The 20,392-nt window shown below is 47.9% G+C and carries 19 protein-coding genes; 4 read left to right on the top strand and 15 right to left on the bottom strand.

Translation table 11 applies throughout. The features are described 5' to 3' along the window. Positions 1 to 4: 4 nt before the first annotated feature. A complete protein-coding gene (gene selA / locus VN447_RS13230) occupies positions 5 to 1,390 on the bottom strand; it encodes an L-seryl-tRNA(Sec) selenium transferase (RefSeq protein WP_325525818.1) in 1,386 nt (461 codons plus the stop codon). Positions 1,391 to 1,616: 226 nt separating this feature from the next. Here selA and yyaC point away from each other — a divergent pair, with 226 nt between their 5' ends. Continuing rightward, positions 1,617 to 2,237 carry a spore protease YyaC gene (gene yyaC, locus VN447_RS13225; RefSeq protein WP_325525817.1) on the top strand — a complete coding sequence of 207 codons (621 nt, stop codon included), beginning with the start codon at positions 1,617 to 1,619 and terminating at the stop codon, positions 2,235 to 2,237. A 69-nt stretch (positions 2,238 to 2,306) separates the two neighbouring features. Here yyaC and VN447_RS13220 read toward each other — a convergent pair whose 3' ends face one another. The 9 genes from VN447_RS13220 to VN447_RS13180 all read right to left on the bottom strand — a co-directional run bounded on the left by VN447_RS13220 (position 2,307) and on the right by VN447_RS13180 (position 10,519). Beyond that, positions 2,307 to 2,690: a polymer-forming cytoskeletal protein gene (locus VN447_RS13220; protein ID WP_325525816.1), complete on the bottom strand. Its 384-nt coding sequence runs from the start codon at positions 2,688 to 2,690 to the stop codon at positions 2,307 to 2,309. A 17-nt stretch (positions 2,691 to 2,707) separates the two neighbouring features. Next, positions 2,708 to 3,634, bottom strand: coding sequence for a peptidoglycan DD-metalloendopeptidase family protein (locus tag VN447_RS13215; RefSeq protein ID WP_414714909.1), 927 nt, complete (start codon positions 3,632 to 3,634; stop codon positions 2,708 to 2,710). 71 nt (positions 3,635 to 3,705) lie between these two features. Beyond that, entirely contained in the window at positions 3,706 to 4,224 is a 519-nt protein-coding gene (locus tag VN447_RS13210) for a DUF4446 family protein (protein ID WP_325525814.1), read from the bottom strand. 43 nt (positions 4,225 to 4,267) lie between these two features. Continuing rightward, complete coding sequence (locus tag VN447_RS13205) at positions 4,268 to 4,963, bottom strand: DUF554 domain-containing protein (RefSeq protein ID WP_325525813.1); 696 nt, start codon at positions 4,961 to 4,963, stop codon at positions 4,268 to 4,270. A gap of 3 nt (positions 4,964 to 4,966) precedes the next feature. Further along, entirely contained in the window at positions 4,967 to 6,118 is a 1,152-nt protein-coding gene (locus VN447_RS13200) for an aminotransferase class V-fold PLP-dependent enzyme (protein WP_325525812.1), read from the bottom strand. A gap of 6 nt (positions 6,119 to 6,124) precedes the next feature. Further along, complete coding sequence (gene hydF, locus VN447_RS13195; protein WP_325525811.1) at positions 6,125 to 7,348, bottom strand: [FeFe] hydrogenase H-cluster maturation GTPase HydF; 1,224 nt, start codon at positions 7,346 to 7,348, stop codon at positions 6,125 to 6,127. 21 nt (positions 7,349 to 7,369) lie between these two features. Further along, positions 7,370 to 8,767 carry an aspartate ammonia-lyase gene (locus VN447_RS13190; RefSeq protein ID WP_325525810.1) on the bottom strand — a complete coding sequence of 466 codons (1,398 nt, stop codon included), beginning with the start codon at positions 8,765 to 8,767 and terminating at the stop codon, positions 7,370 to 7,372. Positions 8,768 to 8,841: 74 nt separating this feature from the next. Further along, positions 8,842 to 9,765, bottom strand: a complete 924-nt coding sequence (locus VN447_RS13185) for a ParB/RepB/Spo0J family partition protein (protein ID WP_325525809.1) — start codon at positions 9,763 to 9,765, stop codon at positions 8,842 to 8,844. Next, the gene (locus VN447_RS13180) at positions 9,758 to 10,519 is read right to left on the bottom strand and encodes an AAA family ATPase (protein WP_325525808.1); all 762 of its coding nucleotides are present in this window, start codon (positions 10,517 to 10,519) and stop codon (positions 9,758 to 9,760) included. Before VN447_RS13180 ends, VN447_RS13185 begins: the two co-directional genes overlap by 8 nt. 214 nt (positions 10,520 to 10,733) lie before the next feature. On the opposite strand from VN447_RS13180, the gene VN447_RS13175 reads away from it, so the two are divergent. Genes VN447_RS13175 through VN447_RS13165 form a run of 3 tightly spaced genes read left to right on the top strand, consistent with a single transcriptional unit; the run spans position 10,734 to position 14,756 of the window. Continuing rightward, positions 10,734 to 11,420 (top strand): methionine synthase, encoded by a 687-nt coding sequence (locus VN447_RS13175; RefSeq protein WP_325525807.1) that lies wholly within the window; start codon positions 10,734 to 10,736, stop codon positions 11,418 to 11,420. Continuing rightward, positions 11,420 to 13,792, top strand: a complete 2,373-nt coding sequence (locus tag VN447_RS13170) for a homocysteine S-methyltransferase family protein (RefSeq protein ID WP_325525806.1) — start codon at positions 11,420 to 11,422, stop codon at positions 13,790 to 13,792. Before VN447_RS13175 ends, VN447_RS13170 begins: the two co-directional genes overlap by 1 nt. A 40-nt stretch (positions 13,793 to 13,832) precedes the next feature. Beyond that, on the top strand, positions 13,833 to 14,756 hold the full coding sequence (locus tag VN447_RS13165) for an ADP-ribosylglycohydrolase family protein (protein ID WP_325525805.1): 924 nt from the start codon (positions 13,833 to 13,835) through the stop codon (positions 14,754 to 14,756). A 95-nt stretch (positions 14,757 to 14,851) separates the two neighbouring features. Here the strand turns inward: VN447_RS13165 and VN447_RS13160 are convergent, their stop codons facing one another. The 5 genes from VN447_RS13160 to mnmE form a co-directional block, all read right to left on the bottom strand. Next, positions 14,852 to 15,127: a hypothetical protein gene (locus VN447_RS13160; protein WP_325525804.1), complete on the bottom strand. Its 276-nt coding sequence runs from the start codon at positions 15,125 to 15,127 to the stop codon at positions 14,852 to 14,854. Between the two features lie 126 nt (positions 15,128 to 15,253). Further along, on the bottom strand, positions 15,254 to 16,210 hold the full coding sequence (noc, locus tag VN447_RS13155; RefSeq protein WP_325525803.1) for a nucleoid occlusion protein: 957 nt from the start codon (positions 16,208 to 16,210) through the stop codon (positions 15,254 to 15,256). Positions 16,211 to 16,287: 77 nt separating this feature from the next. Continuing rightward, positions 16,288 to 17,007 (bottom strand): 16S rRNA (guanine(527)-N(7))-methyltransferase RsmG, encoded by a 720-nt coding sequence (gene rsmG, locus VN447_RS13150; RefSeq protein ID WP_325525802.1) that lies wholly within the window; start codon positions 17,005 to 17,007, stop codon positions 16,288 to 16,290. 15 nt (positions 17,008 to 17,022) lie between these two features. Beyond that, the gene (mnmG, locus tag VN447_RS13145; RefSeq protein ID WP_325525801.1) at positions 17,023 to 18,897 is read right to left on the bottom strand and encodes a tRNA uridine-5-carboxymethylaminomethyl(34) synthesis enzyme MnmG; all 1,875 of its coding nucleotides are present in this window, start codon (positions 18,895 to 18,897) and stop codon (positions 17,023 to 17,025) included. 78 nt (positions 18,898 to 18,975) lie between these two features. Beyond that, the gene (mnmE, locus tag VN447_RS13140; protein ID WP_325525858.1) at positions 18,976 to 20,364 is read right to left on the bottom strand and encodes a tRNA uridine-5-carboxymethylaminomethyl(34) synthesis GTPase MnmE; all 1,389 of its coding nucleotides are present in this window, start codon (positions 20,362 to 20,364) and stop codon (positions 18,976 to 18,978) included. Positions 20,365 to 20,392 lie beyond the last annotated feature (28 nt).

Below are 20,392 nucleotides of genomic sequence, written 5' to 3'. Positions count from 1 at the left end.
CTGACTAAGACATTGTATGCAGAGCCGCAGCAATCTCAGTTAGATCCTGCTCAGATAAGCAACGCACATCAAAAATCACCTTTTCTTCTTGTATCCGGACAACAATCGGAATATCCCTTTGCCTGAGCCGGCTTTCCAAGCTCCCGGCACTCACACCGGGCAGGCTTACCGCTACACCATAGCCAGGTAACGCTGCTGCTGGCAAAGCCCCTCCTCCCGCCGGGGAGTTTAGAGGTACTACATCGCTGGCAAAACCTCGCTCGTTATGTTGATTAATTAAATTATGTAGCCTATCAGCCCGCTCTTTTAACTCCGCTTCCGGTATTGTCAGCATTGCAAGCACCGGAACATCCCTGTAAGGCTCGCCTAACACATACTCTTGCAGAGTTCCCTCAAGTGCGGCTAATGACAGCTTATCGATACGAATGGCCCTGAGCAGCGGATGTTTTTTCATTACATCAATATACTCTGCTTTGCCGGCAATGATGCCACCTTGTCCTGCCCCCAGCAGCTTATCACCGCTAAAGGTAACAATATCGAAACCCAAGGCCAGCCGCTCAGTAACTGCCGGCTCTGTTTGTCCCCCTACCGCTAGCGGCATAAGCGTGCCGCTGCCCAAGTCTTCGATAACCGGCAGATTGTGCTTATGTGCTAGCGCTGCAAGCTCTGCTCCGTCTGGCTGTGACGTAAACCCGATAATGCAATAGTTGCTGGTGTGAACTTTTAAAATAGCTGCAGTATTAGGGCCGATTGCCTGTTCATAATCACGCAGGTGTGTTTTGTTGGTTGCACCAACCTCAACAAGGGTAGCGCCACTTTGCTTTAGAACATCCGGGATGCGAAAAGATCCGCCGATTTCCACAAGCTCACCGCGGCTAACAATAACCTCCCGTCCCTTTGCTAATGCGGATAAAACTAACAGCACCGCGGCCGCATTATTGTTAACAACAAGTGCGTCTTCGGCCCCGGTCAGTTGGCGTAACTGTTTGGAGACATGGGCGTACCGGCTGCCTCTTTCGCCTGAGTCCACATTATATTCAAGGGTACTGTACCCTTCCATGATTTGGGAAACATTAGCTATAGCCCGCCTGCTGAGCGGTGCCCGTCCCAGGTTAGTGTGCAATACTACGCCGGTAGCATTAATCACCCGCTGCAAGCTAGAGCGGGTCTGTTTATCAAGCAGGTTCCTGGCAATCATAACAAGCGCCTCAGGGCTGGCATCTACGGCAGCCCCCTTGAGTAGCGCCTCCCGCACATGATCTGCAGCCTTACGCAAGCACGCAATAACCAAATTACGAGGATATCCATTCATCTCTGGCTCAACTGCGGCAACAGCCAGCAGCCGGTCAATAGCGGGTATTGACCGTAGCTTATTATTATCGGCACCCATCTATTTAGTTCCTCCCAACCGATATATTCTGCATAAAAGAAGTTGCGCAGGTTTAACGATTCTTAGAATATGGAATGTGGAATATGGAATATAGCCGCTACTATAATCATTGTTAAATATTTCATATATTATTCCTGTTAATCCATGAAAATTCCTTCTGCCCGCGTATAGATTGCCCTCAATTTACACATAATGGTAATAACAAATATCTAACAGGAGCTATGGCATGCTAAATAACATCTTAAGTTTCCCGGGACTAAGTAAATTGTCCCCTCTTAAACCACCACCGACCCCTGAACCTACGCGAGAGTCGAGATTTAATATTAACCAGCCAAGTGCTGTCTACGACTTGGCGATGTCGGTTCGCAACCTTGTTCAAAGCGCCAAGACCGATGGACATGAAATTGTCGTATTATGCATCGGTACTGACCGTTCGACCGGCGATTCCCTTGGCCCGTTAACTGGTACTAAGCTTAAAACTATCAATTTATTCCCGCATATCTATGGCACCCTCGACGACCCGGTTCATGCGACTAACCTTGAGACCATGCTTAAGTCTATTAATGCCACATTCACCGCTCCCTTTGTTATTGCCGTAGATGCCTGTTTGGGCAAACTGGAAAATGTGGGCTACGTCACTTTAGGACAGGGCTCAGTCAAACCTGGCGCTGCCGTCAATAAAGACCTGCCGCCTGTCGGCAATGCATATATCACCGGCATCGTTAATGTCGGCGGTTTTATGGAACATTTAGTACTCCAGAGCACACGGCTTAATTTGGTCATGAAAATGGCAGACACAATTGCCCATGGTTTATCATTCGGCCTAGGCCGCCCTCAAAACCATTGACAATATAACTAGGAATACTGGAAAACCCAGGATACGTAAAAGTATCCTGGGTTTTATTTTCCGGGTTAGTTATTCATTATCTTCGCTGCCTGACAGCTCCTTGAGCATATGGCAGGCACCGCGGAATACCGCTCCCTCATTAATAGTCAATGTACCTACCGTGATATCGCCGCACACCTTGGCAGTAGGCAGAAGTTCCAATTTGTCTGAGACTTCAATATTGCCGTTTATCGTGCCAGCTACAATTGCATTACAGGCTTTCAAGTGAGCCTGCATCCGGCCGCTTTCTCCAACAACAACATCCCCGGCAGTGACAAGTTCTCCTTCGTGCTGGCCGTCAATGCGAATAGTGCCCTGGGAAGTGATATTGCCCTTGAAAGAGGTATCACGTCCAATAATGGTTCCCACTTGATCACTCATGCTGATTGTTTGCTTTTTACTACTGCCAAACATGGCTGCGGTTTCCCCCTCTATAAGAAACTTGACGGATTAACCGCCGTACCGTTAACGCGGATTTCGTAATGACAATGCGACCCGGTGCTTATACCGGTGTTTCCCATATAAGCAATGATCTCACCTTTTTTGACGTGTTGACCTGGCGTTACCAGCAGCTGAGAATTATGACCATAAATAGTAACAATCCCGTTACCGTGGTCAATCTCAACCATTTTTCCATAACCGCCATACCAGCTGCTACTGGCAACAACGCCATCAGCAGTAGCGACAATCGGCGTACCGGTGTCGTTTGCAATATCAATACCAGGATGCCAGTCGCTGCCCCAGCCCCAGGGCGAACTACGCCAGCCAAAGCGGGATGTTACATCACCACTTGTCGGCCAAATAGACGGAGTGGCCGCAAGGCGCTCATTTTTCTCTGTTAGAGCATTTTTTAAGTTTATAAGGCTTTGTTCTCTTTCTTTGGCAGAGGCTCCAAGCTCTTTGACCAGATTGCTCAGATCATTAATACTAGGCTTACTTTCAGGACCGCCCTGGCCGCTATGATTTCCAACCCTAACAGGAGCCGAACGGGAGGTTGCTGCTGATTCTTCACTATTTACCATGCGGCGCAGATCAGCATCCAGTTGGTTCAACCGGGCCATATCTTCCTGCAGTTGCGCCGTTGTTTTAGCCAGCTCCTCAAGCTGTGAATATTGTTTGTTGTTTACTTCCCTTAGCTGAGCTAACTCCATCTTTTCTTTGGTGGCGACATTAGCCTGATAACGATAACTAAGCATTGTGCCTGTAAGTATTGTAAGGCAAATACCCAGCGTTACGGCTGCATATTTGACTGCTTTGATAGGTATGCGGATACTAAAAACAGATTTGGCGTGATGGGGCACAATCATCAAAGTATATTCGCGCCTGTCAGGCTTTGGCGTTTTTTGATTCAACAACATCACCTTCTTTGTTTCGACTTTTACGCCTAACTATGATGCTATTCGCCAAAACCCGCAAAATTCCTGCCAATTTATGAACTTTTTTCCAACGCTTTTTTTAGCGCACCCTTTTCTTCGTCAGTCAGATAATAGGTAGATTCTCCTCCAACCACAGGTTTAGCGTAGACCCGTGACTCACTCCGGCCATAAATACTTGACAGTACAACCCCATTCTTTTTGCCATCAAGTAAGGCAAGAGCAAAACTAAGGTCGCTGCCGGTATCCTCAAAAGCGTTAAAACGGACTACACCTAAATATTGAATAGACGCTGACGCAATTGTATCCAGGCGCCGATACTCTCCTTCAAGCTGATTCACTTTGTCCACAGCTTGGCGGACTTCTCCAACATGGTGGACGAGAAGTCGTTCGATGTTAACACCGTCCATACCTGACATCATTTTTTTATAGCGTCTATTCAGCCTGCTCATTTTAATATTAATGTTGATAAAAACGATAAGTGCCACGAAAATCAATGCAGTCAACCCAAGCAATATGTATGGGAGGTTTGTTGTAATGAATACTGTATACTGAGACAAATCCATGGTGGTCATTGTATCACCTTTCCTCTAATCTGCGAAAACTAGTAAACTTTTACTACATTACGGGCCAAAAATAGGCGATGGCGGCGGCGGCAGGTATTGCTGGTAATAAGTTTGCCAATCTTATCTTTTTTAGTTCCAGCATTAGTATGCTCACCCCGACGATAAGAATGCCGCCGGTTGCTGTCATTTCCTTAATTACATTCTCAGACAGCACCGCACTGAAAAATCCGGCAAGCAGGGTAATCAACCCTTGATAAATTAGAATCGAAACACTGGAGAACATTACCCCGATACCCATGCTGGAAGTAAATACAATTGAAGTAATACCGTCTAACAGCGATTTAGCATATAACGTACTGGTGTCACCGGTAAGACCGTCTTGAATTGAACCAACAACAGCCATTGCCCCAATACAGTATACCAGGCTGGCAGTAACGAAACCGTGACCAATGCTGCTTTGCCCGGCTTTTTCCTGACTGCCGAGTTTTGACGACAGCCACTCGCCAATTTTATTGAGCAAGCCGTCAATATTAAGCGCTTCGCCAATTACTGCACCGACCGCCAATCCTAATATAACGACAAGCATGTTCTCTGTCTTAAATGCCATCTGTAAGCCAATAACACCAACAGCCAGCGCCATGCCGTGCATAACCGTGTTTTGATATTTCTCCGGAATACCGCGTTTTAACGCCAACCCCACACCTGAGCCGATAAGAACGGCAGCAGAATTAACTATGGTCCCCTTCATTCCTTACCCTCCTTGAGCAGCAATCTTCCGTACAGCAGCAATCGCCTGCCCAATCTCTTCTTGTGTATTGAAATATCCTGGACTAAACCGCACTGTCCCTGTCTTAATAGTACCTAGTGTCTGATGGGCCCATGGGGCGCAATGCAGCCCTGACCGGCAGGCAATACCATACTCTCTGTCTAGGGCATGGGCAACCAGACCACTATCTTTGCCGTTCAGAGTAAACGATACAACGGCAGTGCGTCCGGTTATATCTGCAGAACCGTGAATTTTTATTGTCTCAATATCCTTTAGGCCTGTAAGCAGTAATCTGGTCAGTTCCAGTTCTTTAGCCTGAATGTTTTTCCGACCTGTATTCAAGATATACTGAACACCGGCTTTCAGTCCGGCAATGCCTGGCGTATTGGGCGTACCACTTTCCAGCCGGTCAGGCATAAACTCAGGCTGGCTGTCTGATTCGGACAGACTGCCGGTCCCGCCGACCCTGAGCGGTGATACAATGACTGTTTCACTTACATATAAACCACCGGTTCCCTGTGGCCCCAATAAGCCTTTATGCCCGCTAAACGCCAGCACATCAATCCCCATGGCGGTGACATCAATTGCCTCCACCCCTGCCGTCTGGGCTGCATCAACAATCAAGGTCACGCCACTCTGCTTTGTCAGCTCGCCCACCTCAGCTACTGGCATAATCGTACCGGTAACATTGGAAGCATGGCTCATAATTACGGCTTTAGGCTTTTGCCCGAGAGCTGCTCTCATAGCCTGCATATCAAGCTGTCCGTCACAGGAACAGGGGATAACAGTGACATGCACTCCTTTGGCCTCAACAAAACGAACAGCCCTGGCTACAGCATTGTGCTCCATGGCTGTTGTTACAACCGTATCACCGGGGCATAGCAGCCCAAATACAGCCATACTGATGGCATCTGTGGCATTGTGGGTAAATACAATCTGGTTGGCGTCAATAATGCCGAATAGTTCAGCCAGCGCTTCTCGTGTTTCATATAGCAGCAAGCTCGCTTCCCGCGCCATACTATGGCCACCGCGCCCAGGATTGGCCCCCATTGTTCTTAAGCAACTATCAACTGCCTGATAGACACTCTCCGGCTTAGGCCAGGTTGTAGCCGCATTATCAAGATAGATCAAGCTCATTCGCTCCTAATCTTCCAGTATCATCTGGGCCAGCGGAAACGGTTCAAGTGCCCGGTGCAAAATACCATGAACGTGAGCAATTAAAAGTCCGTAATTAACGATTGGTACTCCCGCCTCTCTGGCCATCGCCAGGCGGTATAGCATTTCCCGCCGATTAAGCATACATGCGCCGCAGTGTACAATAAGCTTATATTTTGTCAAATCAGGTGGAAATGTGCTCCCGGAAAACCATTCGAAATCCAGTTCGCCCCCCACTGCCTGTCTGAGCCAGCGGGGAATTTTCACCCTTCCAATATCATCAGCCTGCCGGTGATGGGTACAGCCTTCCGAAACAAGCACCTTGTCTCCAGGCTGTAGCGTTTCGATCGCTTTTGCCCCAGTCACTAAGGTCTCAAGATCGCCTTTGTGACGAGCCATTAAGATCGAAAACGAGGTAAGCATAACACCTGGCGGGGTATCTGCTCCCACCTTCATAAATTCCTGCGAGTCAGTGACCACCAGACGCGGCGGGTTTTTTAGACCTTCCAAAGCTTCTTTTAATTCGCGTTCCTTGACCACAACAGCGCAGGCGTCATTATCTAAAAGATCTCGGATGGTCTGAACCTGGGGTAGAATTAGACGGCCTTTCGGCGCAGCTAAATCAATGGGTACAACCAATACCACCGTATCTCCCGGCGATACCAGATCTCCAATGACAGGTGGTCCTTCCCAATTATCTGGAGCCAGTTTAATAATCAGGCGTTTCAACTCTTCGATGCCCTGACCGGTTTTCGCACTAATGCTAATCAGCGGCAAATCCAAAAGGGTGCTCCATTCGGTCAGCGTATTGGCTGTAGTTGGCATAAAATCACTTTTATTGACAACACCAGCAATGGGTAAGCTACGTTTGCGTATTTCTTTAATAAGTGTCTGCTCAAAATCAGTCAGACCTTGTTCAGGTTCAATGACGACTACAGCTAAATCGGCTTTATTAAGCACCTGCATTGTCCGTTCTACCCGCAGCGCGCCCAAATCACCGACATCATCAATGCCGGCTGTATCAATAATCATGACCGGCCCAATTGGCAATATCTCCATTGCTTTATACACCGGGTCGGTCGTTGTGCCAGGCACATCAGAAACCAGCGCAATATCCTGGCTGGTAAGGGCGTTTATTAAACTGGATTTACCGGCATTGCGCCGTCCGAAGATCGCGATATGCAGACGTGAGCCCTTTGGTGTTTCTTGCATATTGTTTTTCCCTCCCCTGTTTCATCTTTGTGCCCCGGCAATTCCCGGCCTAGTCATAGCCCGGGGTTCCAAAATAGCATCAATCCTTGCTTCAGGCAGTACCGCTAATTCAAGCGCGGCCTGGCGCACCGTCACACCTGTCTCCAAAGCCCGCCGTGCAACCTTTGACGCTAGATCATACCCGATATGAGGAACCAAAGCCGTAACACTGACCTGACTGCCGGCCAGCAGTGCCTGACAACGATCAGCATCTGCTGTTATTCCCTGTATACAAAATTCATTAAGAATCTTTACGGCATTTGTTAGCACCGTCAGGCTTTCCAACAAATGATGCGCAATCAATGGCATAAACGCATTAAGTTCAAGCTGGCCTGACTGCGCTGCCATGGCAATCGCTATATCTGAGGCCATGACATGAAAAGCAACTTGGTTAATGGCTTCAGGAATAATTGGATTTACTTTACCGGGCATAATCGAAGAACCAGCCTGCCGCTCCGGCAGCCTTATCTCACCCAATCCCGCCCGTGGTCCTGAAGAAAGCAGCCTAAGGTCATGGGCAAGCTTACCTAGGTTAACGGCCAATGCTTTGAGCAAACCGGATACCTCAACAAAAACATCTGCATTCTGAATAACGTCAATCATGTTTTCGGCTCTGGCCAAGCCAATGCCGGCATATTGTCGCACCCGGTCATTAACCATAAATATGTACTTCTTGTCAGCGTTAAGCCCGGTCCCAATAGCTGTACCACCCAAGGCTGCCTGACGCAGCCGTTCTTCGACCTTATAGAGCCGCCAGCGGTCGCGGGAAATAGCGCCTGCATAGGCGCTAAACTCCTGACCCAGCATGACAGGTACCGCGTCCTGCATTTCGGTACGGCCAACCTTTATAACCCCGGCAAATTCGGCTTCCTTCGCCTGTAATGCTTCCTGCAGTGCGGCGCAGCCCTCACTTAGAGGTTTAAGCAGCCAAATTGCTGCAATTCTAAGAGCAGTTGGATAAACATCATTGGTAGATTGATGCATATTGATGTGATTAAGTGGGTGCACTACGTCATAGTCGCCGCGCTGCCCTCCTAAAAGTTCGATAGCCCGGTTAGCAAGCACTTCATTCACATTCATGTTGGTGGAAGTCCCGGCCCCACCCTGTAAGGCATCAACAACAAACTGTTCGCGCCACTTACCGCTTAATACTTCGTCTGCTGCAGCTGCTACCGCTTGCGCCTTGTCTTTTGGTAAGTGGCCTAATTCAGCATTGACTTCCGCTGCCGCTTTTTTAATTAAGGTTATCGCCTTGATTAGAATGTAAGATACTTTATAGTCTGATAGCGGAAAATTTTCCATTGCCCGCAATGTATGAATTCCATAGTATACATGCGCAGGAACTTCCCGTTCTCCTAGCAAATCCTTCTCTAGCCGCATATTACGTACCCCCACCACATCAACTCTGGCTCAGAGACCAAAATATTATTGTTCCACGTGAAACATTTTTTATTTTAGACTACAAGCTGACCACGAAATTTTGCAGTAACCGCTTCTTGGCGACTTGACAGCATCTCCATAATTCTCTCCAAGTCTTCAGGAGAATAGTATTCGATTTCGATTTTACTTTTTAATTTTCCTGGCTTGATCCTTACTTGAGTACCAAGCATCACCTTAAGTCGATCCTCAAATTCATTCATAAAAAATTGATTATCATCATTAAGCTGTTCCTGGTCTGGCTTAGCTTCAGCTTTTTTGGCCGGTCGCCGGGCAGCCAGGCGGCGTACTAATTCTTCTGCATCCCGGGCCGATAAGTCTTCCTCTACAATTTGTTTGGCCGCATCAAGTTGCAAATCGGCCGCTTCCAAGGCTAACAGCGGTCGGGCCTGTCCCATAGATAATGTTCCACGTGAAACAAAACCCCGGACTTCCGGCTGCAGATTAAGCAAGCGTACAATGTTAGCAATCATTGACCGGCTGCGTCCAATCTTTTGGGCAACTTCTTCCTGAGTTAAGCCAAACTCCTCCATAAGCCGCCGGAAAGCCATTGCTTCTTCAATTGGATTAAGATTTTGCCGCTGTAGGTTTTCAATTAAAGCAATCTCCATCATCTCAGCATCGGTGTAGTCACGTACCACTGCCGGAATTTGTTTTAATCCTGCTAACTGCGAGGCACGCCACCGCCGCTCACCTGCTACAAGCTCATAGCCACTAAGAGTCTTCCGTACAATAACCGGTTGAATAACACCATGTTGTTTGATCGATTGTGCCAACTCGGCTAAAGCCTCTTCATCGAAGTCCCGACGGGGTTGATGTGGGTTAGGAACAATATCTTTAATGGTAATTACATTTGCATGTTCATTATCTTCGGTATTTTCAGCGGTAGCAGGGGCGCCAAATAAAGCATCTAAGCCTCTTCCCAATCCACGTTTACTCATCACCAATCACCTCACGCGCTAAATCAAAGTATACTTCGGTACCTTTAGACTTAGGGTCATATTTTATCACAGGTTGCCCGTGGCTGGGTGCCTCGCTTAAACGGACATTTCGCGGGATAATGGTTTGATACACTTTATGCCGAAAATGATTCTTCACTTCATCTACAACCTGGATGGATAAATTAGTACGAGCATCAAACATAGTAAGTACTACCCCTTCAAGGGTCAAAATCGGATTAAGATTTTTTTGTACTAAGCTAACCGTACTCATCAACTGAGTCAATCCCTCCAATGCATAAAACTCGCATTGAATAGGCACAAGCACGGAGTTAGCAGCCGTTAATGAATTAATAGTCAATAAGCCTAATGAAGGCGGGCAATCAATCAGCACATATTCATAACTGAATTTGGCCTTATCCAGGGCCCGCTTTAGTTTTCCCTCGCGCGACATCATCGACACAAGTTCAATCTCAGCCCCTGCCAGCTGAATTGTGGCTGGCAACAGCTTAAGGTTAGGGATTTCGGTCTGCAATACAATGGACTCAAGTGGCACATCATTCACCAGCGCGTCATAGACACAGCGTTTAATTGAGCCTTTATTGAATCCCAATCCGCTGGTGGAGTTCCCCTGCGGGTCAATATCAATAAGCAACACCTTTTTACCCAGCTCAGCCAGGCAAGCCGACAGATTAACCGCAGTCGTCGTCTTGCCTACTCCACCTTTTTGATTGGCGATAGCAATCACTTTTACCAAACTAGTTCACCTCAAATACAATTGTTCCATCCTTTCATTCTCCCACGTATGCGTGATTTCCTGCCAAAAATTTTTTTGATAAGAAAAACTTGGTGTATTGCGAGCAGGACTACCCAGAATAATTTTGTAAATCTGTAACTATCACAGCTTTAACTAATTGGCAAAATATAATATAATGCTAATAATACCGCACTTCATTAAGGAGGTCTTCCCAATGCCAATATATCATCCCCGTTTGACGACTATTGACCTTGATGAAACCAAACGCTATGCAGGGTTAGGCGGTAAAGCAGATTTTTCCGCTACACTCCTTACTGAAGCATGCACTCAGGCCCAGCTATTGGCTACCCCAAAAGGAGTTTGGCAGACTTATACCTATGACCAGGATTCACATACCATTATGTCGCCGACTCCACTAAGCCTAACTGCGGAGGGTATTATCAAGCATCTCGCCGGTGCAACCGAAGTAGCAGTCATGGCTGTAACCATTGGGATACCGCTTGAACAGGAAGTATCTAACCTGTTTTCCCAAAACCACTATACGTTAGGCCTGTTATTAGATGCTGCCGGAACAACAGCAGTAGAAATGGCCTGTGATGCCGTCTGTTATGTAATATCTGGGCAAGCGGCCCGCGCAGGGCTTACAGCAGGACGACGCTTCAGTCCTGGTTACGGCGGCTGGCCCATCGATGTACAACCAGAAATATTAGCCTTAGCCACAGGCGCTGACATTGATCTTAGCGTCACAGATACCAAAATGCTGGTGCCTCGTAAATCTGTTACTGCTGTAATTGGTCTATATCCTTACCACCAAACACTGGGTTTAAATCATGAGCAAGCACTATCCTGTGATAAATGCGGACAGCCGGGTTGTCATGCACGAAAGGAGACAAATACCTAATGATACATATTTTTGACGGTGCCATGGGGACAATGTTGCACCAAGCAGGTCTTGAACCAGGTGAATGCCCCGAATTATGGAATATTGAACAGCCGGAAAAGGTAACCTTAATCCATCGCCAATATGTTGAGGCAGGCGCTACAATAATAGAAACCAATACCTTTGGTGCCAATCGCATCAAATTAGCACATTACGGCCTGGAAAACAAAGCAGTAGCCATAAATGCTGCTGCCGTAGCTGCAGCCCGCCAGGCTGCAGGCAGTCATGCCAAAGTAGCCGGCTCTGTAGGTCCGACAGGGAAGTTTATCGCGCCGCTTGGCGATCTGACCTTCGATGCCGCCTATGACGTATTTTACGAACAGATATGTTCACTCGACCAAGCCGGAATTGACTACATAATTATAGAAACGATTATTGATATTCAGGAGATGCGAGCAGCGCTCCTGGCAGCCAAAGCGGCAACCCGCAAACCGATTATCTGCCAGTTATCTTTTGATGCTGACGGCCGCACAGTAACCGGCACAGATCCACGCACGGCTGCCATTACCTTGGAGGCCATGGGGGCAAGCATAATCGGCGCCAATTGCTCTTTAGGCCCTGCACAACTCTTACCGGTTATTGAAACCTTAGCCCAGTCGTGCTCCCTACCGATCAGTGTCCAGCCTAACGCAGGCATGCCTGAGTTGATTAACGGACAGACTGTTTTTCCTATGCAACCTGACGAAATGGCTGCCTGGATTCCCAAACTGGCAGCCGCAGGCGCCTCTTTTATCGGTGGTTGCTGTGGCACTACACCTGCCCATATCAAAGCGATCAGACAAACGGTAGACAACCTGACCACCCAAGTTGACCACCGGCAGCACACTGCCACCGCCTTGACCAGCCGTACCCGTGCCGTATACCTTGGCCCCCGGTTTGCACCAGTCATTATCGGCGAACGCATTAACCCAACCGGACGCAAAGCCTTAGCTAACGATATTAAGGAAGGCAACTTTGTCGCAGTAAAAAAAGAAGCAATTGCCCAAATAAAAGCCGGTGCCGGTATCTTGGATGTTAATATGGGTGTGCCTGGTATTGACCAAACGGCGATCATGAAACAGGCAATTGAAGAATTGTCTGTCTTGGTTGATGTACCACTGGCTATCGACACAACTGATCCGGCCGCGCTTGAAGCCGGACTCAAGGCCTATCCGGGCCGCGCCCTGATTAATTCGGTTACGGCCGAGTCGGAAAGGCTGGAAAGTTTTCTGCCTCTTGCAAAAAAATATGGCGCGGCAGTATTATGCCTGCCGCTGTCTGACAGCGGTGTCCCCACAACAGCAGTAGAGCGCGTAAAGGTTGCCAAAGAAATCATTAACATCGCAATGGAGCATGGCCTAAACCGCCATGACCTGCTGCTCGACGCCCTGGTTATGACAGTAGCAACAGATGCCCGGGCGGCAGCAGAAACACTGCTAACCCTCAAGTTGTACCGCGAGCAGCTTGGCTGCCCGGCCGTTATGGGTCTTAGCAACGTATCCTTCGGCCTGCCCCGGCGCGATTTAATGAATGCCTCTTTCTGCGCGATGGCGCTGGCGTCAGGTCTTGATGCCCCTATCCTCAACCCCTTTGACCCACTCATGCAGGATATCTGGTCAGCCACCACCGCCTTAAGCGGACATGACAGCCATGGACTTGCTTACAGCAAAAAATATGTTGATATGCCGTCTCAGGCAGTTGCGGTCAGCAGCGCTGCTCCTGATATATTAACGCAAATTCGCCAAACAGTAATCAATGGTGAAACAACAGGTGTAGCCCCACTCATCCGTCAAGCGCTTGCCGAAAACTACACGCCGCTTACCATTACCGATCAGGCATTGACAGCGGCTATGAATGAAGTCGGACAGGCCTTCGGCCAGGGCCGCTGCTTCTTGCCGCAAGTACTGTTATCGGCCGAAACCATGCGTACCGCCTTTAATACGATTAAAGAGGTTCTGCCGGCCCATACTACAGAGAGTTTGGGCACAGTACTGTTAGCCACTGTAAAAGGCGATATTCACGACCTCGGAAAAAATATTGTCGCTGCCCTTATGGAGAATAACGGCTTTACTGTCATTGACTTAGGCAAAGATGTTGCCCCTGAAACCATTGTAGCCGCTACAAAAGAGCATCGTCCGCACATCGTAGGCCTATGCGCGCTAATGACAACCACCCTGCCACAAGTAGACATAACTATTAACGCTCTCAAAACTGCCGGTTTTGCCGTTAAAACAATTGTCGGTGGTGCCGTGCTTACCGAGAGTTATGCCCAGAAGGCTGGCGCTGATGCCTATGCCGCCAACGGCGTAGCCGCTGTCAATATTGCCAAGCAATTACTCAGCAATAACAATTAAGCACAATTGTCACTCTCCCGCTGCGCAGAAGGAGGCTAGCATGAATCAAGACCGTTACCGTGGTGCACTATTGGGCTTGGCCGTGGGTGATGCATTAGGAGTGCCGCTTGAGTTTAAAGCGCCAGGCAGTTTTTCACCAGTAACCGGGCTAATCGGTGGCGGTCAACATAACCTCAAACCAGGGGTGTGGACTGACGATACCTCCATGGCCCTATGCCTGGCAGAAAGTTTAATCAGCTGCCAGGGGTTTGATCCTACCGATCAAATGGAACGCTATGTCCGCTGGTATAAAGACGGTTACTTAAGCAGTACCGGCCACAGCTTTGATATCGGCAATACAGTCCGGACGGCACTTGATACCTATAGCCGCACCAGACAGCCCTATGCCGGCTCTGACAATCCCCACACCGCCGGAAACGGCTCTATCATGCGGCTGGCGCCTATCCCGTTAGCCTTTGGCACCAATCCCTGTCTAGCGATCACTTTGGCTGCTGACAGCTCCCGCACCACCCATGCTGCTGCCGAAGCAGTTGACGGTTGCCGCTACTTAGCTGCTCTTATAATCGGTGCACTCCTCGGCCTGGACAAAACCGCCTTACTAGCTGACGCTTATACCCCTCTATCTGACGCCTGGATTCACCCCTTAAGCGGTAAAATTGCTGACATTTCGAGCGGATCATTTAAAGTTAAAAATCCGCTCGAAATCCGAGGCACAGGCTATGTAGCAGATTCACTAGAAGCTGCGCTCTGGGCCTTTTATCACAGTAATACCTTTGCCCAAGGTGCGCTCCTGGCAGTAAACCTAGGTGACGATGCCGACACCGGTGCCGTTTACGGCCAAGTAGCCGGCGCATATTACGGCGCAAACGCAATACCGGCTGAGTGGCTCACCACGCTGTACCAGCGGGAGTACATTGAGAAAGTGGCTGATCAATTACTGGAGCTTAGTCATCGGATAAACTAATAAAAGTCCTGACACCACAGTTTTGAACTGGTGTCAGGACTTTTTTGATTAATTCATAAATTTTCACTCAATGAAATAATTATATTAGTGCGAATTTAGTTTTTAACAGGCGGCTGTGCTCCGTGACAGGAATCACCCATGCTGCCCATCATATTATTCATCATGCCAGTCATATTATTCATATACTGAGACATCATTTCAGTCATTCTATTTTGCATCGCTTTGGCTTGCTCTGCAGAGATAATACCATCCTTAACCATCTGGTCCATCATAACCTGGTTGCCCATCTGTGTATTACAGGTATCTGCCGGCGCTGCGGCCATAGCTACCGCTCCGGCAATTACAACAGCAATAACGGTCACGCCTAACATCAGCCAAATCTTTTTTATTCATACTCTCGCCTCCTGATTAATATCCGGGATTGCTCCGGTGTATCTATATCATACCGCGACATTATGAATATCTTATGAAGACAAGCTGAATTAATTATCCAAGTTTTACTTTACAGACTGCTTCTGGCGATTATTTTTTACTTGAATACTGATGTTGACATAATCCCCTTCAATATCCTGCTTAACTTTGATATCCATGCCGCTTTTCTTCATTTGACTGATTACGCTGTTGATGGTATTGATAAAGATGCGCACATCTTTAATAATTTTTACAACCGTCTGTTTAGGAGTTGCCTGTTTTTCCTTTTCCCGGGAAATATTTCCTGTATAGGTTTCAATTAAATCCTCGGTTTCTCGTACATTTAAGCCTTTTTCCTTGACATCGCCAAGCACTTCCATCTGTACCTGGGTATCCTCAATTTTTAACAATGCCCGCGCATGGCGTTCAGTTAAATTTTGTCCAACAACAACTTGGCGTACTTCAGAAGCAAGTTTTAATAACCGTAGTTTATTGGCAATGGTTGACTGATTTTTTCCTACCCGCCGGGCTAGTTCCTCTTGAGTAAAGTTAAAGCTCGCGATCAGATGCTGATAACCTTCCGCCTCTTCCAAAAAGTGCAAGTCTTCCCGCTGCAGGTTTTCAATCATGGCCAATTCAGCCATTTCTTTATCCTCAAGCTCCCGCACTATAACCGGAACCTCAGGAAGACCAGCCAATCGCGAAGCTCTCAGCCGCCGTTCACCAGCGATCAACTCATAAACTGAACCTTGACGGCGTACTAAGAGCGGCTGAATAACACCAAACTCACGAATGGACGCAGCCAATTCCTGCAGAGAATCATCATTAAAGGTTTTGCGCGGCTGGAAGGGGTTAGGAACAATGTTATCAGGCGAAACTCTTTGGACTGATTGTGATTCAATAACAGAGCCGGTATCTGTATTAGGAGCAGTATTAGCTGCATCTATTTCTTCAATAACAACGGCAGGACTTATTTCGGGAACAAGTTCAGGAACAGTTGGCGAAGCATCTCCAATACCAAACAGCTTGGCCAAGTTTCTCATGTCTCCACCACCTACAAAACAACGTTCGGGACTTTCGTTACGTATATATTCGGCAGCCACTGGAATTTTCCTCTAAATTAGAGTGGCTTTTTTTCAGGAGTTCCTGGCCGCCGAGGATAATCCGGCGGTGTTGCAGCAATTTTTTTGATATAGATGACAGCCCGTTTATCAGCAAGTCCTGGTAGATTAACAGGCTCAATCCGCTCAATTCTACCACCTAGGATAGCAATCGCCTTGGCTGCTTCTGTCGCTTCGTCCTCATATTGGGCTCCTTTAAGTGCAATGAACCAGCCACCGGTCTTGACAAACGGCAGACAGAGCTCACATAAAACATTCAGTCTGGCGACCGCCCGCGACACCGCTATCTGATACTTTGCCCGGTACAGCTTGTTTTTTCCACCTTCTTCAGCCCGCGCATGAACAAGTTCAACGCCCCGGAGTTCAAGCGTGTCAGTAACCTCCCGCAAAAACAGCAGTCGTTTATTGAGTGAATCCATGAGTGTAAGTTTTAGATTAGGCTGATAAATTTTAAGAGGAATTCCAGGAAAGCCGGCGCCTGTGCCAACATCAATCACGCTGGTGTCAGCGCTAAAGATATCCTCCCGGTAGCAAGATAGTGAGTCAATCATATGTTTAACAGCCACATCATGTGGCTGAGTAATGGCTGTCAGGTTCATTTTTTCATTCCATTCAATGAGTAGCCGATAGTAAGTATCCATAGCTATAATCTGGCTTTCTGACAATACCAGGCCATACTCAGCAGCCACTTGGGCCAATAAGACTTTAAAGCTTTCCATAAACAGCTCCCCCTTTTACTCTGGTCTACCCCGCCGCTGTTCCAGATACACCATGAGTATGGAGATATCGGCTGGTGAAACTCCAGATATGCGTGCTGCCTGGCCGACTGACAGCGGCCGGATTTTATTGAGTTTCTGGCGGGCTTCTAGTGCCAAACCACTGATTTGATTGTAATCAATATCCTCTGGCAGCCGTTTTGCTTCTAGTTTGGCCGAGCGTTCGACCTGCTCAATTTGTTTTAGAATATAACCTTCATACTTAACTGCAATCTCAATCTGCTCCCGTACCAATGGCGGTAACTCAGGTAAGTCAAACTGGGTACGCATTGCGTCATAGGTTACTTCGGTGCGTTTAAGTAAATCATACAGAGTGATGCCTGTCCGTAGTTCGGCAGTACCGAGCGCAGCTAATTTACTTTGCACTTCCGATACTGGCGTAATCTGCATGCTTTTTAATAGCGAAAGCGTACTTTGAATGGCATCTCGTTTAGCAGCAAACCGCTCATACCGCTCATCGCTAACAAGACCGATTTCACGGCCCTTTTCAGTCAATCTAAGGTCGGCGTTGTCTTGACGAAGAATTAACCGGTATTCTGCCCGCGATGTCATAATCCGGTATGGCTCACTGGTGCCTTTAGTCACCAAATCGTCAATTAATACGCCAATATAGGCATCTGATCGCGACAAAATAAATGGTGGCTTAGCTTGTGACCGCAGGGCAGCATTAATGCCGGCAATCAACCCCTGGGCTGCTGCTTCTTCGTAGCCTGAAGTGCCATTGGCCTGTCCTGAGGAAAACAAACCACCAATCTTTTTAGTCTCAAGAGTGGGCTTAAGTTCTGTCGGGTCAACACAGTCATATTCAATCGCATAACCGACACGCATGACTTCTGCCTTCTCCAGCCCGGGAATGGTTCGCAGGAAAGCTAACTGAACATCGACAGGCAGGCTTGTAGACATACCCTGAACATACATCTCAGTGGTGCTTGCTCCTTCTGGTTCAACAAAGACCTGATGAGACAATTTATCGGCAAACCGGACAACCTTATCCTCAATTGACGGGCAATAGCGCGGCCCAGTGCCTTCAATCATCCCCATATATAAAGGCGACCGATGCATATTGGATCTGATAATGGCGTGAGTCTCCTCATTGGTGTAAGTAAGCCAACAAGGCGTCTGATCCCGCGTTATAATATCGCTCATAAAGGAAAAATTGTGCGTTACATCGTCCCCAGGCTGAATAGTCATTTTACTGGTATCTACGGTACGGGCATCTACCCTGGCCGGTGTGCCGGTTTTAAACCGCATAAGAGTAATACCTAAATCGCGGAGCGTCTCTGACAGCTTTACAGCAGGCCGCTGCCCGGCCGGTCCTCCGGGGTAGTTAATATCACCGATAATAATCTTGCCGCGAAGATACGTACCTGTAGCTATAACAACACACGTAGCGCCGTATACTTCCCCTAACTCAGTAACTACACCTGCCACCTGGCCATTTTCAACAAGAATATCTTCAATCAGCGCTTGTTTTACGTCCAAATTCGGCTGCTTTTCCAGCGTATGCTTCATAGCTAACTGATACAGCTGCTTATCGGCCTGAGCTCTCAAGGCGTGAACAGCAGGGCCTTTGCCGGTATTGAGCATACGCACTTGAATACAAGTCTTGTCAGTATTAATACCCATTTGACCACCTAGCGCATCTATCTCCCGCACCAGATGACCTTTTGCCGGTCCGCCAACCGCCGGATTACACGGCATCATTGCAATATTATCCATATTAAGTGTAGTAATCAACGTCCGACAGCCCAACCGTGCTGCAGCCAGCGCAGCCTCACAGCCGGCATGTCCCGCGCCGATAACTACTACATCATAATTTCCTGCTTGAAACAAAATCTCACCTCATTAATTTACAAGACTGCTTAGAAATGCCCACGCGCACCAATCCAGATCAGCGTTATTTCCTCATTCCTACTTGCCTATACAAAACTGGGTAAATATCTGGTCAATAATATCCTCGCCTACGGTGTCGCCAGTAATCTCACCAAGCTTCTCCCATGCGGACCGGAGGTCAACAACAATGCAGTCTGGCGGCATGCCGGCCTCAATCGTCGCCAAAGCATCTTCGAGCCGTTGATTAGTATGCCTTAACGCATCAGCATGACGGACATTATTCACAAAAGCAGCTTCACCCTGACTGACTTGACCGCTATAAACCATATCAACGATTGTCTGCTCCAGTTCAGACAACCCCTCCCCTTGCGTTACTGAGATCCTCACTACCAGCCGGCTACCTATAATCTCATCAAGTTCCTCAAAATCAAGCAAGGGTGGCAAGTCACTCTTATTAACAAGAATAATAGCCTGTCTGCCAGAGAGCAGCTCTAATACTCCCCGGTCTTCCGGAGACAGCGGCATTGAGGCATCTAAGAGCAGCAGAATAAGGTCAGCCTGACTGACTAATTCTTTAGCCCGTTCAACACCAATTTTCTCCACAACATCGGCAGTCTCACGAATACCTGCAGTATCTATTATTTTCAGCGGTATACCGCGGATATTGACATACTCTTCAATAATATCCCTGGTCGTACCGGGAATATCAGTAACAATAGCCCGTTTCTCCCTTAGCAAGGCATTGAGCAGACTAGACTTACCCACATTGGGTTTACCGATAATTACAGTTGCCAGGCCCTCCCGTAAAATCCGGCCAGTCTGAGCTGTAGCTAACAGTTTATCGATTTCAGCTTTAGCCTTGATAATTAGCTCTGCCACGTCGGTAGCTGCCGCTTCTTCAATATCTTCTTCAGGAAAATCAATAGCGGCTTCCAATTGGGCAATCATCCTGAGGATGTCGTGGCGCAAATGTTTAATCTCTGCGGATAACCGTCCGGATAGATTACCCACCGCCGTCTTAAGTGAAGCATCGGTCTTTGACCTGATTATATCAATAACAGCCTCAGCTTGAGCCAAATCAAGCCGCCCATTCAAAAATGCCCGTTTCGTAAACTCACCTGGCTCGGCCAGCCTGGCTCCCAGCATAAGTGTCAAATCTAAAATTTTTTTTAACGGCACGGGCCCCCCGTGACAATGGATTTCGACAACGTCTTCCCTTGTATAAGACCGGGGAGCACGCATAATTATTAAGATGGCCTCATCGACCGTCTCGTCACTAGCAGGGTCAACAATATCACCAAACACAACCTGATGCGACATAATATCGGCTACCCGTTTGCCTGTTCTACCGATAAAAAGCTTGTCCGCAATAGCTACAGCTTTACTGCCGCTTACTCTGACAATGCCAATGCCGCCCTCGCCTATTGCCGTAGCTATAGCGCTAATAGTATCATCGCCGGTCAGCATATTCAAAAACTCCACTCCTTGAACCATA

The sequence above is a fragment of the Sporomusa sp. genome (genome assembly GCF_035561155.1).
GTDB lineage: Bacteria > Bacillota > Negativicutes > Sporomusales > Sporomusaceae > Sporomusa.
The sequence above is the reverse complement of the archived record's forward strand: the minus strand, read 5'-3'. Positions and strand labels throughout refer to the sequence as shown.

What these genes read in the sequence shown, in the direction of transcription:
- selA (WP_325525818.1), bottom strand. Translation starts at nt 1,390, where the DNA reads ATGGGTGCCGATAATAATAAGCTACGGTCAATACCCGCTATTGACCGG.
- yyaC (WP_325525817.1), top strand. Translation starts at nt 1,617, where the DNA reads ATGCTAAATAACATCTTAAGTTTCCCGGGACTAAGTAAATTGTCCCCT.
- VN447_RS13220 (WP_325525816.1), bottom strand. Translation starts at nt 2,690, where the DNA reads ATGTTTGGCAGTAGTAAAAAGCAAACAATCAGCATGAGTGATCAAGTG.
- VN447_RS13215 (WP_414714909.1), bottom strand. Translation starts at nt 3,634, where the DNA reads ATGTTGTTGAATCAAAAAACGCCAAAGCCTGACAGGCGCGAATATACT.
- VN447_RS13210 (WP_325525814.1), bottom strand. Translation starts at nt 4,224, where the DNA reads ATGACCACCATGGATTTGTCTCAGTATACAGTATTCATTACAACAAAC.
- VN447_RS13205 (WP_325525813.1), bottom strand. Translation starts at nt 4,963, where the DNA reads ATGAAGGGGACCATAGTTAATTCTGCTGCCGTTCTTATCGGCTCAGGT.
- VN447_RS13200 (WP_325525812.1), bottom strand. Translation starts at nt 6,118, where the DNA reads ATGAGCTTGATCTATCTTGATAATGCGGCTACAACCTGGCCTAAGCCG.
- hydF (WP_325525811.1), bottom strand. Translation starts at nt 7,348, where the DNA reads ATGCAAGAAACACCAAAGGGCTCACGTCTGCATATCGCGATCTTCGGA.
- VN447_RS13190 (WP_325525810.1), bottom strand. Translation starts at nt 8,767, where the DNA reads ATGCGGCTAGAGAAGGATTTGCTAGGAGAACGGGAAGTTCCTGCGCAT.
- VN447_RS13185 (WP_325525809.1), bottom strand. Translation starts at nt 9,765, where the DNA reads ATGAGTAAACGTGGATTGGGAAGAGGCTTAGATGCTTTATTTGGCGCC.
- VN447_RS13175 (WP_325525807.1), top strand. Translation starts at nt 10,734, where the DNA reads ATGCCAATATATCATCCCCGTTTGACGACTATTGACCTTGATGAAACC.
- VN447_RS13170 (WP_325525806.1), top strand. Translation starts at nt 11,420, where the DNA reads ATGATACATATTTTTGACGGTGCCATGGGGACAATGTTGCACCAAGCA.
- VN447_RS13165 (WP_325525805.1), top strand. Translation starts at nt 13,833, where the DNA reads ATGAATCAAGACCGTTACCGTGGTGCACTATTGGGCTTGGCCGTGGGT.
- VN447_RS13160 (WP_325525804.1), bottom strand. Translation starts at nt 15,127, where the DNA reads ATGTTAGGCGTGACCGTTATTGCTGTTGTAATTGCCGGAGCGGTAGCT.
- noc (WP_325525803.1), bottom strand. Translation starts at nt 16,210, where the DNA reads ATGAGAAACTTGGCCAAGCTGTTTGGTATTGGAGATGCTTCGCCAACT.
- rsmG (WP_325525802.1), bottom strand. Translation starts at nt 17,007, where the DNA reads ATGGAAAGCTTTAAAGTCTTATTGGCCCAAGTGGCTGCTGAGTATGGC.
- mnmE (WP_325525858.1), bottom strand. Translation starts at nt 20,364, where the DNA reads ATGCTGACCGGCGATGATACTATTAGCGCTATAGCTACGGCAATAGGC.